Annotated in this window: 15 protein-coding genes; 11 read left to right on the top strand and 4 right to left on the bottom strand. The window is 38.5% G+C overall.

From position 1 onward, the window contains the following. The first annotated feature begins 2 nt into the window (after positions 1-2). The 9 genes from ccoO (at position 3) to uspE (ending at position 7,763) form a co-directional block, all read left to right on the top strand. Positions 3-647 (top strand): cytochrome-c oxidase, cbb3-type subunit II, encoded by a 645-nt coding sequence (gene ccoO, locus B5D82_RS05040; RefSeq protein ID WP_081149697.1) that lies wholly within the window; start codon positions 3-5, stop codon positions 645-647. Between the two features lies 1 nt (position 648). Further along, a complete protein-coding gene (locus tag B5D82_RS05035) occupies positions 649-849 on the top strand; it encodes a cbb3-type cytochrome oxidase subunit 3 (RefSeq protein ID WP_425429877.1) in 201 nt (66 codons plus the stop codon). Next, positions 842-1,822, top strand: a complete 981-nt coding sequence (ccoP, locus tag B5D82_RS05030; protein WP_081149695.1) for a cytochrome-c oxidase, cbb3-type subunit III — start codon at positions 842-844, stop codon at positions 1,820-1,822. The genes B5D82_RS05035 and ccoP overlap by 8 nt, the downstream gene beginning before the upstream one ends. Before the next feature lie 163 nt (positions 1,823-1,985). Beyond that, positions 1,986-2,486 (top strand): FixH family protein, encoded by a 501-nt coding sequence (locus B5D82_RS05025; protein ID WP_081149693.1) that lies wholly within the window; start codon positions 1,986-1,988, stop codon positions 2,484-2,486. Positions 2,487-2,513: 27 nt separating this feature from the next. Then, positions 2,514-4,913 (top strand): heavy metal translocating P-type ATPase, encoded by a 2,400-nt coding sequence (locus tag B5D82_RS05020; RefSeq protein WP_081149692.1) that lies wholly within the window; start codon positions 2,514-2,516, stop codon positions 4,911-4,913. Then, positions 4,910-5,185 (top strand): cbb3-type cytochrome oxidase assembly protein CcoS, encoded by a 276-nt coding sequence (ccoS, locus tag B5D82_RS05015; protein WP_081149690.1) that lies wholly within the window; start codon positions 4,910-4,912, stop codon positions 5,183-5,185. Before B5D82_RS05020 ends, ccoS begins: the two co-directional genes overlap by 4 nt. A gap of 4 nt (positions 5,186-5,189) precedes the next feature. Then, positions 5,190-5,852 (top strand): sulfite exporter TauE/SafE family protein, encoded by a 663-nt coding sequence (locus tag B5D82_RS05010; protein WP_081149689.1) that lies wholly within the window; start codon positions 5,190-5,192, stop codon positions 5,850-5,852. Positions 5,853-5,896: 44 nt separating this feature from the next. After that, positions 5,897-6,616, top strand: coding sequence for a fumarate/nitrate reduction transcriptional regulator Fnr (fnr, locus tag B5D82_RS05005; protein WP_081149687.1), 720 nt, complete (start codon positions 5,897-5,899; stop codon positions 6,614-6,616). A 214-nt stretch (positions 6,617-6,830) separates the two neighbouring features. After that, positions 6,831-7,763, top strand: a complete 933-nt coding sequence (uspE, locus tag B5D82_RS05000) for a universal stress protein UspE (protein WP_081149685.1) — start codon at positions 6,831-6,833, stop codon at positions 7,761-7,763. A gap of 145 nt (positions 7,764-7,908) precedes the next feature. On the opposite strand, the gene B5D82_RS04995 is transcribed toward uspE, so the two are convergent. Next, positions 7,909-10,263 carry a sensor domain-containing protein gene (locus B5D82_RS04995; protein WP_094122765.1) on the bottom strand — a complete coding sequence of 785 codons (2,355 nt, stop codon included), beginning with the start codon at positions 10,261-10,263 and terminating at the stop codon, positions 7,909-7,911. Positions 10,264-10,591: 328 nt separating this feature from the next. Between B5D82_RS04995 and ttcA the strand changes: the two genes are divergently transcribed. Together ttcA and B5D82_RS04985 are read left to right on the top strand one after the other, a co-directional pair. Next, on the top strand, positions 10,592-11,524 hold the full coding sequence (ttcA, locus tag B5D82_RS04990) for a tRNA 2-thiocytidine(32) synthetase TtcA (protein ID WP_081149684.1): 933 nt from the start codon (positions 10,592-10,594) through the stop codon (positions 11,522-11,524). Positions 11,525-11,754: 230 nt separating this feature from the next. Then, positions 11,755-12,525: an outer membrane protein OmpK gene (locus B5D82_RS04985; protein ID WP_081149682.1), complete on the top strand. Its 771-nt coding sequence runs from the start codon at positions 11,755-11,757 to the stop codon at positions 12,523-12,525. 98 nt (positions 12,526-12,623) lie between these two features. Here the strand turns inward: B5D82_RS04985 and B5D82_RS04980 are convergent, their stop codons facing one another. From B5D82_RS04980 to B5D82_RS04970, 3 genes are all read right to left on the bottom strand, one after another. Further along, entirely contained in the window at positions 12,624-13,472 is an 849-nt protein-coding gene (locus B5D82_RS04980) for a glucosaminidase domain-containing protein (protein ID WP_245807560.1), read from the bottom strand. Between the two features lie 67 nt (positions 13,473-13,539). Continuing rightward, on the bottom strand, positions 13,540-14,328 hold the full coding sequence (locus B5D82_RS04975; RefSeq protein ID WP_094122764.1) for a hypothetical protein: 789 nt from the start codon (positions 14,326-14,328) through the stop codon (positions 13,540-13,542). A gap of 121 nt (positions 14,329-14,449) precedes the next feature. Further along, positions 14,450-14,998 (bottom strand): DUF1415 domain-containing protein, encoded by a 549-nt coding sequence (locus B5D82_RS04970; protein ID WP_081154325.1) that lies wholly within the window; start codon positions 14,996-14,998, stop codon positions 14,450-14,452.

Raw genomic sequence — 14,998 nt, 5'->3', positions numbered from 1 at the left:
CGATGAAAAATAAACATGAAAAGTTTGAAAAAAATGTTGGCTTATTTGCTATTTTTACCATCCTCGCGATAAGCGTAGGTGGTTTAGTAGAAATTACGCCTCTTTTCTTTCAGAAAGCGACGAATACGCCAGTCGATAATTTACGCCCCTATACGCCACTAGAAATGGAAGGACGTGATATTTATATTCGTGAAAGTTGTAATGTTTGTCATAGCCAAATGATCCGTCCTTTTCGTGCGGAAACTGAACGCTATGGCCATTACTCAGTGGCAGGTGAACAAGTTTGGGAACATCCATTTCTATGGGGTTCAAAACGTACAGGTCCTGATTTAGCTCGTGTTGGTGGTCGTTATAGTGACGATTGGCATCGTGCACATTTACTTGACCCACGTTCAGTTGTTCCTGAGTCGAATATGCCTTCATTTAAGTGGTTAGCGGAAAATACGCTTGACGGCGAATTAACCGCTAAAAAGTTATCTACATTTAACTTTTTAACGCGTAATCGTAGCCACAAAGACGAGCAAGGTAATGCTATTCCGCTTTACTCTGAAACTGATATTGCAGGTGCAAAAAAAGCAGTTAAAGGTAAAACAGAAATGGATGCATTAATTGCATATTTACAGTCTCTTGGTCATGCGTTGAAATAATATGATGGATTACGGCACGCTTAGAGGGCTTATTGCCCTATTAATATTGGCATTATTTATTGTTATTGTGGTTTGGTCATATTCAAAAAAACGCAAATCAGCGTTTGATGAAGCGGCAAATTCAATTTTTGAAGAAAAAACTGAAACCGAAATAAAGCACTCTGACAAAAATAACAAACAGGAGACTAATAATAATGTCTAGTTTCTGGACTATATGGGTATCAGTTCTATCCCTTGGCACATTGATAGGTTGTTACCTATTGCTACGTATGTGTTTAAAGAACTTTGCAGGCGTACCTGAAGGTGAGGCTACAGGTCACGTTTTTGATGGTATAGAAGAATTAAATAATCCATTACCGAAATGGTGGAGTAATTTCTTTTTATTAACCATTCTTTGGGGCTTTTTCTATATTGCGGTTTATGGCTTGGGTGGCTGGAAAGGCTTTTCTGGCTGGCAGAGTTCTAACCAAGGTATTTTAAATTTAGCTGAGTCTAAAGAAAAGTCTGCTTTGGCAAAAGAAACGGGTATGTTAGTACAATATGACCGTGAAGTAGCTGCTGCTGATGAAAAATACGGACCAATTTTTGACGCGTATGCGAAACGTGAAATCATCGATTTAGCCACTGCTAACGATGAAGAAGCAACGGCAGCTCGTAAAGTAGGCCAACGGTTATTTTTACAAAACTGTTCACAATGTCATGGTTCTGATGCTCGTGGCGCGACTGGCTTTCCTAATTTAGCTGACCAAGACTGGTTATATGGTGGCTCACCTGAAATGATAAAAGCCACGCTTATGCATGGTCGTAAAGCTAATGGCATGATGGCTTGGAGCGCAGCTTTAGGCGGCGAGCAAGGCGTTAAAGAAGTGGCGGCATTCGTGTTGAGCTTAAGTGGCCGTGAAGTTGACCCTAAAGCTGCAGCAGCAGGTAAAGTTAAATTTGCTATGTGTGCGGCTTGTCATGGTAGTGAAGGTAAAGGTAGTGCTGAAATGGGCATTGCTTTAGGCGCACCAAACTTGACCGATAACATTTGGCTATATGGTGGTTCTCAGCGTGCTGTAGAATCTTCAATCGCTAATGGTCGTGCTGGTGTTATGCCTGCGTGGGATAAAATCCTAGGTGAACAAAAAATTCATGTGATCAGTGCTTATGTATATAGCTTATCGCAAGAATAAACATTAGAAATACATTTTAAAAACAAAGCCTTGGTATATTAATATGCCAAGGCTTTTTTTTGACTGATGGTTAGGTTAAAGTTTGTAAAATTACCGTTTTTTAATAGTTCCTACCTCAGAAAAGTCGTATAATGCCTGCTCTCTCAGCAAAGAAGAAATTTTAATGAAAACATCTTGGTATCAAGAGCCTTGGGCTTGGCTTGTGTTTATATTGCCTTTTACGGCGGTAGTTGCCGGTATTGCTACTTTCATTATAGCCAATACAGATCCCGACCCACTGGTAGTTGGCGACTACTATAAAAAAGGTAAAGCTATCAACTTGGAATTGGGCAAAATTAAACAAGCACAAAAACTCGGCATGAGTTTTGGTTTGAAGCTTGTTGATGATCAGCTCGTCATTCGACCAACAGGTATCGAAAAAGAATTTCCCATATTGAATGTTAACTTTTATCACCCTACATTAGCGCAGAGAGACTTTTATTTAGCGTTAACGGCTGATGGTAACGGTAACTTTACTCATTACTTTGAAGCGGACCAAAATGTTTCAGGTAAGTGGCGTGTGACCATTAGTTCTTTTGAAAATGACTGGAAGATTCAAACCGAGATGACCCTGCCTCAATCTGAATTTATTAGCATGAAACCGAATCCATCTACAGCAAATTAATTAGCCTGCATTAGTGAGCAAAGATAAATGAGCAAAGCTTGTTTTCATTGTGGCGAGCCAGTCCCCAATGGTATTAATTTATTAACAAATATTGAAAGTATTAATCAACCTATGTGCTGCATAGGTTGCCAGGCCGTAGCACAAACTATTGTCGATAATGGCTTAACTGACTATTACCGCTTTCGCAGTGCGCCAGCACAAAAAGGTGAAGTATTAATCCCTGAACAGCTGCAGCGTAATGAAATACTTGATGATGAAAGCTTACAAAATGAGTTTGCCTATTATCATGATGGCTTCAAAGAAACAATTTTAACCATTGACGGTATAAGCTGCTCAGCTTGTGCGTGGCTAATAGAAATGCAAGTTAGCAAACTCGATGGCATTAATAAGATCACGGTTAATGCTACAACACAAAGAGCGACCGTACAGTGGCAAGAAAGCCAAGTAAAACTGAGTGAGATACTCAGTTTAATCGATAAAATTGGCTATCACGGTCTGCCATTTAAGGCCAGTAGCGCCGAAAAAATCAATAAAAAACAAGCAAAAAGCTTTATAAAACGCTTAGGGATTTCCGGCATCTTAATGATGCAAGTCATGATGATCGCCTTTGGTTTATATTTTGGCGCTTTCTCAGATATGGCCGAACATAATGTTATTTATTTACGCTGGGCGAGCTTCTTCTTAACTTTACCTATTGTTACCTATGGCGCTTATCCTTTTTACAAAAGCGCATTTTTTTCTTTAAAAGCTCGCCAACTTTCGATGGATGTACCGGTATCGATTGCGATTATTTTGGCCTTTTTAGCAAGCTGCTGGGCAACATTTACGCAACAAGGTGAAGTGTATTTCGAATCGGTATCCATGTTTACCTTTCTCATACTTATTGGTAAGTTTCTTGAATTTAGAGCCCGTAGTCGTGCAGCGGATGTTTCAGCAAATTTATTAAAACTCATGCCGATGACTGCGACTAAAATTGAACAAGGTGTTGAGCGTTTTATTTCAGCAAATCATTTAAAAGCCGACGATATTATTTTGATAAAGCCAGGCGAAACCATTCCTGCTGACAGTGAAATAATCACTGGAACAAGTCAAATAAATGAAGCAATGTTGTCGGGTGAGCAACTGCCACTAAAGAAAACAACGTTAGACAACATATTTGCCGGCACCATAAATGGTGATAGCAATTTAACCGCAAAAGTTAAACACAATAACCAAGAGTCCTTTTTAAGCCAATTAATTCGCCTAAGTGAAAATGCGCAAAGCCATAAACCTAAGTTGGCGAAGTTGTCTGATAAAATTGCCCAATACTTTGTTGCACTTATTCTAATTGTAACCATTATGACTGCAATATATTGGATGCAACATGCCCCTGCTGAAGCCTTTTGGATCACCTTATCTGTTTTGGTGGTTACTTGCCCGTGTGCTTTGTCGTTAGCTACACCTACGGCACTTACCTGTGCAACTACGCGCCTTAATCGTGAAGGCATTATGATTAAGTCCGCACACGTATTGGAAACTATGCCTGAAATCGATGCGATGGCATTTGATAAAACCGGCACCTTAACCACCGGTGAGTTTTCCCTTGTTAAGGTAAAAACTTATGGTGATTTTTCAGCTGAGAATACGTTAGAAGGTCAACAACAAGTACTCGCTATTGCAGCAGCATTAGAAGCACATTCTGCTCACCCGTTGGCAAAAGCGTTTAGCCCGTATCGTGATTTTAACCAAACCACCACTCAGGTTGTGGTTGCCCCCGGCGCTGGTATTTCTGGTGAAGTTAACAACCAACACTATCGCATTGGCAAAAGTTCGTGGTTACTGGACGATAATCAAAATACCGCTTACAGTGCGCAATGTGTATTAATGCAAGGTGAGACATTAGTGGCTGAGTTCTATTTGCATGATGGTTTACGAAATGACGCTAAACCCTTAATAGAGTTTCTTCATCAACAAGACATTGAAACCACCATGTTATCTGGCGATAACCTGCAAGGCTGCAATAAATTACAATCAATACTGCAACTTAAAAGTGTACAAGCGAACTTATCAGCTCAAGACAAAGTAAATGCCATAAAACAGCAACAAGCCACACACACTGTCGCTATGATAGGTGACGGTGTAAACGATAGTCCTGTGCTCGGCGCAGCGCATTTATCGATTGCGATGGGTAGCGGTACTGATATTGCTAAAAACGGTGCCGATGTGATATTACTGAACAACAAGCTTAAAGGCGTGCAAACATTACGACAGGTTTCGGTACGAACGGCACGCATTATAAAGCAAAACTATCTCTGGGCTTTTGGCTATAATGCTATTGTATTACCGTTAGCAGTGACTGGGCATATAGCACCATACATGGCGGTCATTGGTATGTCGGCCAGTTCAATATTAGTGGTAAGTAATTCATTAAGGCTTTTGAAAAAATGAGCATAATTTACGTGTTAATTCCCATTGCAGTCTTACTTACTTCTATCGGTATTTATCTCTTTTTTTGGGCAGTAAAAACCGAGCAATTTGATGACTTAGAAAAGCAAGGCATGAGCATTTTATTTGATGATGAAAACGACAAAATCAGTCAGGATAAAAGTCACAGTGCTTCGCTTAAAGTTACACAATTGAAAGACCATGAGTTGAAAGACAATCAACAAAATGAGCGCAATAAGCCTAAAGGTCAAGTCAATAATCCGGTCGATAAATAACGCCATGAATCTTGATTTTTTTTCCGCCTTTGTTATCGGTTTACTAGGCTCTGGCCATTGTGTGGTAATGTGTGGTGGTATCAGTACCATGTTAACCACCGCGATATCTGATACCGCTCGCCATAAAAAATATGCCATTATATTTGCCTATAACTTTGGCCGCATAGCCTCTTATAGCTTAATTGGCGCCCTAGTCGCATTCACCAGTTCAATGGCCGCAAAAAATATTGGTTTTCCCGTTGCGATATTAAAAACTATCGCGGGGGTTTTTCTTATCTTGTTAGGTTTATACCTTGGACAATGGTTAATGTGGTTAAGCCGAGTCGAGCATTTAGGTAAAAACATATGGCGACATATTTCTCCACACACCAAAAAGTTTATTCCGATTAAAAACATAAAAAGTGCTTTCGCGTTAGGCGCACTATGGGGTTGGTTACCTTGTGGCTTAGTTTACTCTACGTTAACTTGGTCATTAGCAAGTGCAGATGTACTTAATGGCGCCTTGATCATGTTTTTCTTTGGTCTTGGCACTTTGCCCGCTTTACTGTCAGTTTCCTTAGGGACTATCAGTGTTAAGTCGTTATTAAGTCATACACTGTTTAGAAAGCTAGCGGCTATGTTGGTCGTAATATACGGTATTTATACTATACTGATTGCATATCTTTAACGTATCTAATATGGTGATCTTCATGGAAGTTTTTATAGGTTATTATGAATAATAAATCGTGTGTAGATCAGCAACATATTCACTGCCAAAACTGTAGTATCAGTGAATTGTGTTTACCATTTTCTCTTAATGATCATGAGCTAGAAACCTTAGATAACATTATTGACCGCAAGCTCCCGATCCAAAAAGGTGAGCAAATATTTAACGACGGTCAACCCATGAAAGCGCTTTACGCTATTAGATCTGGCACCTTTAAAACCTATACCATTAATAAACAAGGCGAAGAGCAAATTACCGGTTTTCATTTAGCGGGTGATTTACTTGGCTTTGATGCTATTGCTAATGCTGAACATCCTAGCTTTGCTAAAGCGTTAGAGACCTCGATGGTTTGTGAGATCCCTTATAATACACTCGATAATTTATCTAATAGCATGCCAAAGTTAAAAAAGCAGATTTTGCGTATGATGAGCACTGAAATTCGTGAAGATCATGAAATGCTAACATTACTCAACCGTAAAAATGCAGAGCAACGCTTAGCAACCTTTATCAGTACCTTAAGTATTCGATATCATGCCCGTGGTTTATCCGCGTCTGAATTTCGATTATCGATGACACGTAGTGATATTGGTAATTATATTGGTTTGACGGTTGAAACAATAAGTCGCTTGCTTAATCGCTTTCATAAAAATGGTTTAATTACCGTTGATGGTAAACTCATTACCATTCTAGATATCAACAAATTAAACCTGTGCGCCGCACTTTAAACCTATGTTTTTCCGTTATTTTTCAGCGATTTCTCTAAGCTTTCTTATTCTGCTATTTCACGCTATGCTTAGCGTGAAATGATTAAAAAAAAACAATAATAATTTGATTTAAAACAACTATTATTGTTTCAAAGTAAGCTATTGTTATAGTATCAAACAGATTATTTTATTTCTCAGTTTGGTAACCAGCAGGCAATTGACAAAGGAATTAGCTATGGAAAAGTATCAAAAAATACTCGCTATTGTTGACCCAACAACAGAAGATCAAAAAGCGGTAAATCGTGCAATAGAATTAGCACGTAAAACAGGTGCTAGCATTACAGCATTTTTAACCATATATGATTTTTCTTATGAAATGACCACTATGCTGTCAGGTGAAGAGCGTGAAGCTATGTGCAAATCTGTTATCAATGATCGCACTCAATGGTTGGAATCTTTACTTGCTGAACTTGACTTAACGGGCATTACAATTGATTGTCAGGTTATATGGCATAATCGCCCTTTCGAGCAAATTATTGCCAAAGTTATCGATAACGGATACGACATTGTTATAAAGGGCACACATCAACACGACAAATTTAAATCAGTAATATTTACCCCTACTGATTGGCATATTTTGAGAAAATGTCCTTGCCCTGTTTTACTCGTGAAAGAACATTTATGGCCTGAAAATGGCAACATTATTGCCGCGTTAAACATTGGCAGCGAAGAGGAAGAGCATAAAGCGCTTAACGATAAAATTACCGCAGAAGCAAAACAGCTCGCTAAGGTCATGAAAGCAAACCTCCACCTCGTCAATTCTTTCCCTGGAACACCGGTAAATATTGCGATAGAAATTCCAGAATTTAATGCCAGCGATTATAACCTCGCCATGTTAAAGCATCATAAGAAAACGATGCTTGAGCATGCAACCGCCTTTAACATTACTGAGGAGTTCACTCATATTAAAGAGGGCTTACCTGAAGATATTATTCAAAGCATAGCGGCCGAATTAGATGCCGAATTAGTTATTCTTGGCACTATTGGTCGCACGGGGTTATCAGCAGCATTAATTGGCAATACCGCAGAGCATGTTATCGATAGGCTCAATTGTGATGTATTAGCGTTAAAGCCAGATGGTTACGTTTCCCCCCTTGATGTTAAATAAGATATGTAGGCTGCCTTAATAATAGGCTGCGCGTCACCGAATGAGAAAATCATCCATTTTGGTGACGCTTAATTTCGTTCGCTACAGTTTCACATCAAGCTCAATATCTCTTATTCTCAGTATTAATTAGTTATCAATTATTCATCTACCAGTTTGCATCAGGTTTCCATTCACTAATCCATGCAGGAATATCACTGGCAGGCATAGGTCTTGCGATGCCATAACCTTGCGCCAATTCACAACCCAGTTGCAATAAAGTGGTACCATGTTCAATCGTTTCAACCCCTTCAGCAATCACGTTACGTTTGAACGATCTAGCTAGCGCTATTACACCTTCAACGATAGCGAGATCATCCGCGTCATGTAACATGTCTCTGACAAAGCTCTGATCTATCTTAATTAAGTTTGCGGGTAAACGCCTAAGATAAGTGAGTGAGGAATAGCCAGTGCCAAAATCATCAAGAGCAAATTTTACACCCAGCGCGATGCAGTTATCCATAATTTTTGAGACGTTATGTACATCATCTAAAGCACTTGTTTCTAAAACCTCTAGCTCTAAATAGCGGGGTTCAACATCAGGATGTGCAGCTAGCAGTGCCATTAATCGGTTGGTAAAGTTAGGCTGTTGTAGTTGTACTGCGGAAATATTTACGCTGGTACAATCAGGAAAAATAAGCCCCATTGCCTGCCATTTGCCAATTTGTTTTAATGCAGTATCAATAACCCATTCACCCATCTCAATATTCATGGGACTATTTTCAATCGCGGGCAAGAACTCTATCGGATTTAATAGTCCTCGTTCTGGATGCTGCCAACGAATTAACGCCTCAACCCCTGTTACCGTCCCTGTCTTCATATTCACCTTAGGCTGATAATAAAGCACAAATTGTTGATTATCTAGCGCACCTCGAATTGCCTCTAGGCTTTCCAGTTGCACTTTTACAGCATCATCTTGCGCCGTATCAAACAAGTGATAACGATTCTTACCAGATTCTTTTGCTACATACATGGCTTGGTCAGCATGACGTATGAGTTGATCGGTATCTACATTGTCTTGCGGGTATATGGTGAAACCAATGCTCGCCGAGACATTTAAAACCTTATCACCGATAGTAACAGGCTCAGATGCAGCCGATAACAACCGCTCTAATATCGGCTGACATTCATTATCTGTGGTTAAATCTGTTAATACCGCCACAAATTCATCTCCGCCAATACGCGCTAAGCTGTCACCTTCACGTAATGCGCCTTTCATACTATGTGATAGTGCAATCAGTAATTTATCTCCCATATTGTGCCCATAGGCATCATTCACTGCTTTAAAGCCATCTAAATCAAGAAATACTACAGCGAGTGATTTCTTATGACGACTGCATTGCAACATAGCTTGAGATAATCTGTCAGCCAGTAATACACGATTGGGTAAGTTTGTCAGCACATCGAAATGGGCAATACGTTCTAGTTTTTCTACTGATTGTTTACGCTCGGTAATATCTTGGTGTGTCCCACAAAGCCGAAGAGGCTCATTGGTATCTTTGTCGTACTCTACAACGGAGCCTGAACCTTGAATCCATATCCACCGGCCATCAGCATGCTTCATTCTAAATTCTGCTACATAATTGGTTCCAGACTGAATATGAGTTTGTACCGTATTTTGTGTTATCTCTTTATCGTCTGGGTGAATAAGCTTTTCCCAGTCACTAATGCTATGGGTAATATCATCTTGTGAGAGTCCTAACATTGACAACCATTCATCATTAACCTTATGAACACCAGTTTTATAATACCAATCCCAATACCCCAACTTTGCGCCATTAATTATATTGAGAAGTTGAATTTGAGATAGGCGAACATCTTCTTGGCTCAGTTTTAGTGCGTTTATATTCCTGATGTGCTTAATATTGTTGCTTATTAACACTCCCCCGATGGTAGTCCCTAATATAAAGATGAGGATAAGTAATAGTCGTTGGGTAAATTTAAACGCTTCTAAGTCATCAGATATTATCTTTTGTAAGACGGTTTCAACATCATCAGCAGAAAGACTAAATTCTAAAAAGGACTGATCAAATTCTTGGTCTAGATTTGATCCAATACCAGACGATATCTGAGATGCCCATCGTTTTTCTGCAATTTGACGAAAATGATGTATACCGTCAATGGTTGCGTCAATTTTGAGCCGTAAACTGGGGTCGTTTAAGGCAAGAATAGTGCCTTCTTCGTTAGTGCCACCATCAAGCATTGCCCGAGCATACCACTCTGCTTGGTCAAGGTGAGCCCATATGTCATCTATATTAAGCGTTCGATCGCCACTAATAGCTTCTTCAAACCACAAATGTGCAATGGTCGCTTCAAGCTTAACTTCTTTAACTGCATCGACTAAAGGTGTAAAACGCTCTACTATATTTCGTCCGGTGTAGAACGAATAGTAAACAATTGTCATGATGAGCAACGTTACTGATATAGACAAAACAAGTATTTTACGAGAGCTAGTTTTAATCATGTATATCCAATATATAATATAGGTAATTCATTTTCACGAAGGGAATAATTATTTTTATTATAACGTTCAATCCACACCCCCTACAATTAAGAGTGCATTAAATCATCATACATGTAACTTTCTGATATTCCAAAATTAAGTTAAAACCATCATGAGGAGCGCCCTAGTTACAATATTATCATTCAAGTAAACTATACAATTTGTTAAAACCCCCTTCAAAGTCTATTTTCAATTACCTATTAATGAGTTAAATATATTATTAAAGTTCAACTTTGTTCATTAAGTTACTTCGGCTATACTACGCGCGAATATTTACTAGGAATATATTATGAGCGCAGTTTTAAAATCGGCCTTGTCTCCAAGCCAAAACACACAGTTAGAAAAGCTTGAAAAACGCTTACGACGTCATGTTGGCCAAGCAATTGCTCAATACAATATGATTGAAGACGGCGATAAAATTATGGTGTGTGTTTCTGGTGGCAAGGACAGTTATGCCATGCTTGAAATATTAATGCGTTTGAAAGAATCTGCGCCTATTCACTTTGACTTAATTGCCGTTAACCTTGATCAAAAGCAACCCGGTTTTCCAGAACATATATTACCGAATTACCTTGAATCAATTGGCGTTGCATACCAAATCGTTGAAGAAGACACTTATGCCATCGTTAAAGAGAAAATTCCTGAAGGAAAAACCACTTGCAGCTTATGCTCACGTTTACGCCGAGCATTGCTCTACAAAGCTGCTAAAGCGTTAGGTGCCACTAAAGTTGCCTTAGGTCATCATCGTGACGATATGGTTGAAACATTAATGCTTAATATGTTTTATGGTGGCAAGCTCAAATCAATGCCAGCAAAGCTTGTCTCTGATAACGGCGAACACGTGGTTATTCGTCCCTTAGCATTTTGTAAAGAACAAGAACTCATTCAATATGCTGCGCTAAAGCAATTTCCTATTATTCCTTGTAACTTATGTGGTTCGCAGCCTAACTTACAACGTCAAAACATTAAGGCTATGTTACAAGATTGGGACAAAAACTATCCTGGGCGTATTGAGTCTATGTTTACGGCGATTAAAAATGTTGTGCCTTCGCATTTATGTGACAGCGAACTTTTTGACTTTAAAAACATCAACTCAAGTTCAGGGATTATTGCTGGTGGCGATACCGCTTTTGATCAAGAAACCTTCAGCCAAGCGGCACCGGAAGTTAATCCTCTTAAGCTCAATAGTGCTGATTTTTTACAAGTTAAAGAAATAATATAAGTCAACGCGGCTTACTTACGGGGTATTTATTTAAACCGCGTAAAACACATTAGAAATTATTTCAGCTGCAACAACATAATATCAACGTAAACCGCGAAATTATTTTTGCTGCAGCATTTTTAGCCATGAATATTTCATCAAAAATTGATCAAAATTTACCTTCTTTTTAACGGTAGAAGTATTCACTTAACTATCTTTATTATCATATTAACTCATCGGGAAAATAACCAATGTCAATCACCTCAACAATCTGTAAATCTATAATTTTTACAAGTTTAGCCTTAGCAAATGCTGCCAGTGCTGAAACACTTTGGAGTGACAACTCCATTAGCTATTTAAAGAATGTTAACGATTTTCAGCTTTTAGAAAATGACAATATTAATGTTATAACGTTTGAACACGCCTCAGGACATAACTGGGGAGACGTATTCTTTTTCGTTGATCGCATCACCGCAAGTCAAGACCAGAATAACGGTCATTATGAAGAAACCTACGGAGAATTATCTGCTCGTCTTAGCTTAGGTTATTTAACGGGAGAGAAATTAACGTTTGGTGCTATTTCTGATCTATACCTTGCAGGCATGTACGAACATGACACTGGTAATAGCAATAATTTTGGTTTTGGCTTTAATAATTACTTATTGGGTGTTGGTGCATCATGGGATGTTCAAGGCTTTAGTTACCTGAACAGTAATGTTTACTTGGCTGATAATGACGATACAGATAATGACTATCAACTAACACTTACATGGGGCTATCCTATTGCGATGGGCAACCATGACATTATTATTGATGGCTATATAGATTGGTCATCAGCGGCCGACGATCATAGTGCTGACTTCCACTTTAATCCACAAATTCGCTTAGATGTTGGCAAATATTTTGGTAAGCCTAAGTTTTTTGAAGTCGGTATTGAGTATTCATATTGGCATAACAAATTTGGTATTAATGGCTTAGATAATGAAAATACCGTTAGTGCGATGGTAAAAGTACATTTATAAGACAGTTAAACAACGTTAGTTTATGACTTGAGCGTATAACTAACGTTGTTTAATAAAGATCAGGTTACTAGAACCCCCCGCTATTCCCAAAATCATAACTACTTTGTATTTATAGCGAAGTATTGTCGATTATGTCGGATCATCTCAGTAAGTTCTAGCACATAGTCAGCACCGCGTTCAGAGTATGCCGTTAAACCTGTAGCAAGAATTTCTGGTGCTAATGGCTGGTCTTGTTCACGTAACTGACTACGAATAAGTCTAAAAACTTTATAAGCACTATGGGTATTAATATTATGTAAATATCGCCCAACGCCTTCCCTTAGCGAGCTATAAGCCGCTACTTCATGCTTCGCGCCGGTATTACGACTGCCAGGCACCATGCCACAACCTTCGCTATAACACCAAACTCCAAAAAAATTCAAACCAATTCGAGCGAAACGAGAAGTGCCCCACGCAGATTCATTCGCTGCTTGTACTAAAACAAGTGCAGGTGGAATGACATCAATTTTAAGTTGTAGCTCATATAACTGTTTTAAAAGAGAGAATTTTTTACTGACTTTATATTTAGTGATAAGGCTAGCCACGATGGCGTCATCTTCTGCGCTAAAAGGTTGCTCTAGGGTTAATTGCTCAATTAAACGCTCAACCTGTGCACGCGACGCCAATATTTTTTTATTTTCTGCGTATACCGCTGGCTTTATAAATGAAAAAAAGCGACGTTTTTTCTCTTTTACATCTCGAATTTTTGCAAAGTCAGGTAAATTAACATCATGTAATGGTTTTTCAGCAATTTTAATGACTTTTTTAGGCGTTTTTTTCACCACTGGTTGTTCGACAGGCTGAGTGGCTTGCTCTAACTTTAAAAAAGTAAAAGGTGCAATTAAGCCCAATCCTAGCAAAGTTAGACATATCAGTCCTAAAAAATTTTGCTGATTAATTTTTGTCAAACTAATAACTCCTTATGCAATTTTGTTAAGTATGATCCACTGTGCATATTCTGCAAAGTATTAGCCATTAGGCAGAAAAAGTGTCACTTATTGTGCTGCTTTGATCTGCAGATGTTTGCATCTGTAAACCAAATATTTCACGGTAAAGAATGCCCTTAACGTTATAAAATAACGGCGCTAAATAGGCTAAACAAAAAAGAAAAAATGCGATAGCAATAAAACCAAGTTCTGAAGCTCCTGCAGCAGCTACAGGTAAAGCTGATATCAATACCGCCAGAGCCAATATCAGATAAATTGAGAAGATTTTAAACCATTGAAAACGCGTAGCTTGAATGCTCACAGAAATTGCTTTTATCGGTGACATTTTCTTCTCTACCACTAAAGGTAAGACTAATGACAAGGCTACGGCTAAAAATATTCCAGGTAAATAAAATAACGTTAAACCTATTGTCACTAAAGTAGAAGTCAGTAACGCACTAACCGCAACCCAGCTACCACGCTTTAAAAAAGCAAAAATCAATTTAGGGCGAGTTTTTAAACCTACAGAGTGAAAAATCCCCATCATTTCAACACCCACAATAAATGGATAAACGACCAAGGTAACAATAATATTAAGTAAAGTAGCCGATTGTTGGTCTTGTATTGCGACTTCAATTCCACCTAATTGGCTACTCACTAACATTGAAACTACCATTCCAATGATTAAACAGGTTAATAGTCCCAAATTAATCGCCATGCGTGACTTTAACGTAATTTGCCATGCTTCTTTCAATATAGCAGCCACATCAAGCGAGTACTCGCCTTTCACTGCTTCTTCAACACTACCACCAACTTTTACAACAGGAAGTTTTTCCACAAAAATATACCTAATGAGTAAGCGTATCATCAACGCTTATTTTATCTGAATTGCTGCCAGTATATCGTAATTCAAAGCGGTGTGTGAATAAGCAGAGAGAAGTTATTAACTTTATGAGGAACTAAGGGGTGTTTTTAATCTGCTTCAATAAGGTTTGAAAATAGTTAGCGCCTTTTTTTTCCGCCAAAGCGATATTATTTTCAGGAATAGCTTCAGGGTTTTTATATACACTTAACACTCTTTCCATGCTTTGTTCACGAATTAAATGCAAAGTAGGATAGGGAGAACGGTTGGTAAAATTACCCGCATCATCATAATCAGCGTCAGCAAAGCAATATTCAGGGTGGAAAGTAGCTATTTGAAATATGCCTTCAAAACCATATTCCACAATAAGTGCATTGGCATCATCGACCAAATCTAAAAAACGATTAAAGTCGCGAAAGCCCTGATTATAAATGAGCAAACTGGTTTCGATTTCAGGCTTTTCTTGCAAGTAATGACATTGCTCTAAAAATTCAACTAACGCTGACTTTAACTGTCCTTTATCACTGGCATGATAATGAATAGTTTGATTAACAAACTCTTTTTTTGCGAACGGACAAAAATTTAGCCCAATAATAACTTGCTCTAGCCATTGCTTGGTTTGTTCAATTTCATGTATTGCGGTCAT

The organism is Cognaticolwellia beringensis (genome assembly GCF_002076895.1).
GTDB lineage: Bacteria > Pseudomonadota > Gammaproteobacteria > Enterobacterales > Alteromonadaceae > Cognaticolwellia > Cognaticolwellia beringensis.
The sequence above is the reverse complement of the archived record's forward strand: the minus strand, read 5'-3'. Positions and strand labels throughout refer to the sequence as shown.

What these genes read in the sequence shown, in the direction of transcription:
- ccoP (WP_081149695.1), top strand. Translation starts at nt 842, where the DNA reads ATGTCTAGTTTCTGGACTATATGGGTATCAGTTCTATCCCTTGGCACA.
- B5D82_RS05020 (WP_081149692.1), top strand. Translation starts at nt 2,514, where the DNA reads ATGAGCAAAGCTTGTTTTCATTGTGGCGAGCCAGTCCCCAATGGTATT.
- ccoS (WP_081149690.1), top strand. Translation starts at nt 4,910, where the DNA reads ATGAGCATAATTTACGTGTTAATTCCCATTGCAGTCTTACTTACTTCT.
- B5D82_RS04995 (WP_094122765.1), bottom strand. Translation starts at nt 10,263, where the DNA reads ATGATTAAAACTAGCTCTCGTAAAATACTTGTTTTGTCTATATCAGTA.
- uspE (WP_081149685.1), top strand. Translation starts at nt 6,831, where the DNA reads ATGGAAAAGTATCAAAAAATACTCGCTATTGTTGACCCAACAACAGAA.
- B5D82_RS05035 (WP_425429877.1), top strand. Translation starts at nt 649, where the DNA reads ATGATGGATTACGGCACGCTTAGAGGGCTTATTGCCCTATTAATATTG.
- ccoO (WP_081149697.1), top strand. Translation starts at nt 3, where the DNA reads ATGAAAAATAAACATGAAAAGTTTGAAAAAAATGTTGGCTTATTTGCT.
- B5D82_RS04970 (WP_081154325.1), bottom strand. Translation starts at nt 14,998, where the DNA reads ATGACCGCAATACATGAAATTGAACAAACCAAGCAATGGCTAGAGCAA.
- B5D82_RS04985 (WP_081149682.1), top strand. Translation starts at nt 11,755, where the DNA reads ATGTCAATCACCTCAACAATCTGTAAATCTATAATTTTTACAAGTTTA.
- fnr (WP_081149687.1), top strand. Translation starts at nt 5,897, where the DNA reads ATGAATAATAAATCGTGTGTAGATCAGCAACATATTCACTGCCAAAAC.
- B5D82_RS05025 (WP_081149693.1), top strand. Translation starts at nt 1,986, where the DNA reads ATGAAAACATCTTGGTATCAAGAGCCTTGGGCTTGGCTTGTGTTTATA.
- ttcA (WP_081149684.1), top strand. Translation starts at nt 10,592, where the DNA reads ATGAGCGCAGTTTTAAAATCGGCCTTGTCTCCAAGCCAAAACACACAG.
- B5D82_RS05010 (WP_081149689.1), top strand. Translation starts at nt 5,190, where the DNA reads ATGAATCTTGATTTTTTTTCCGCCTTTGTTATCGGTTTACTAGGCTCT.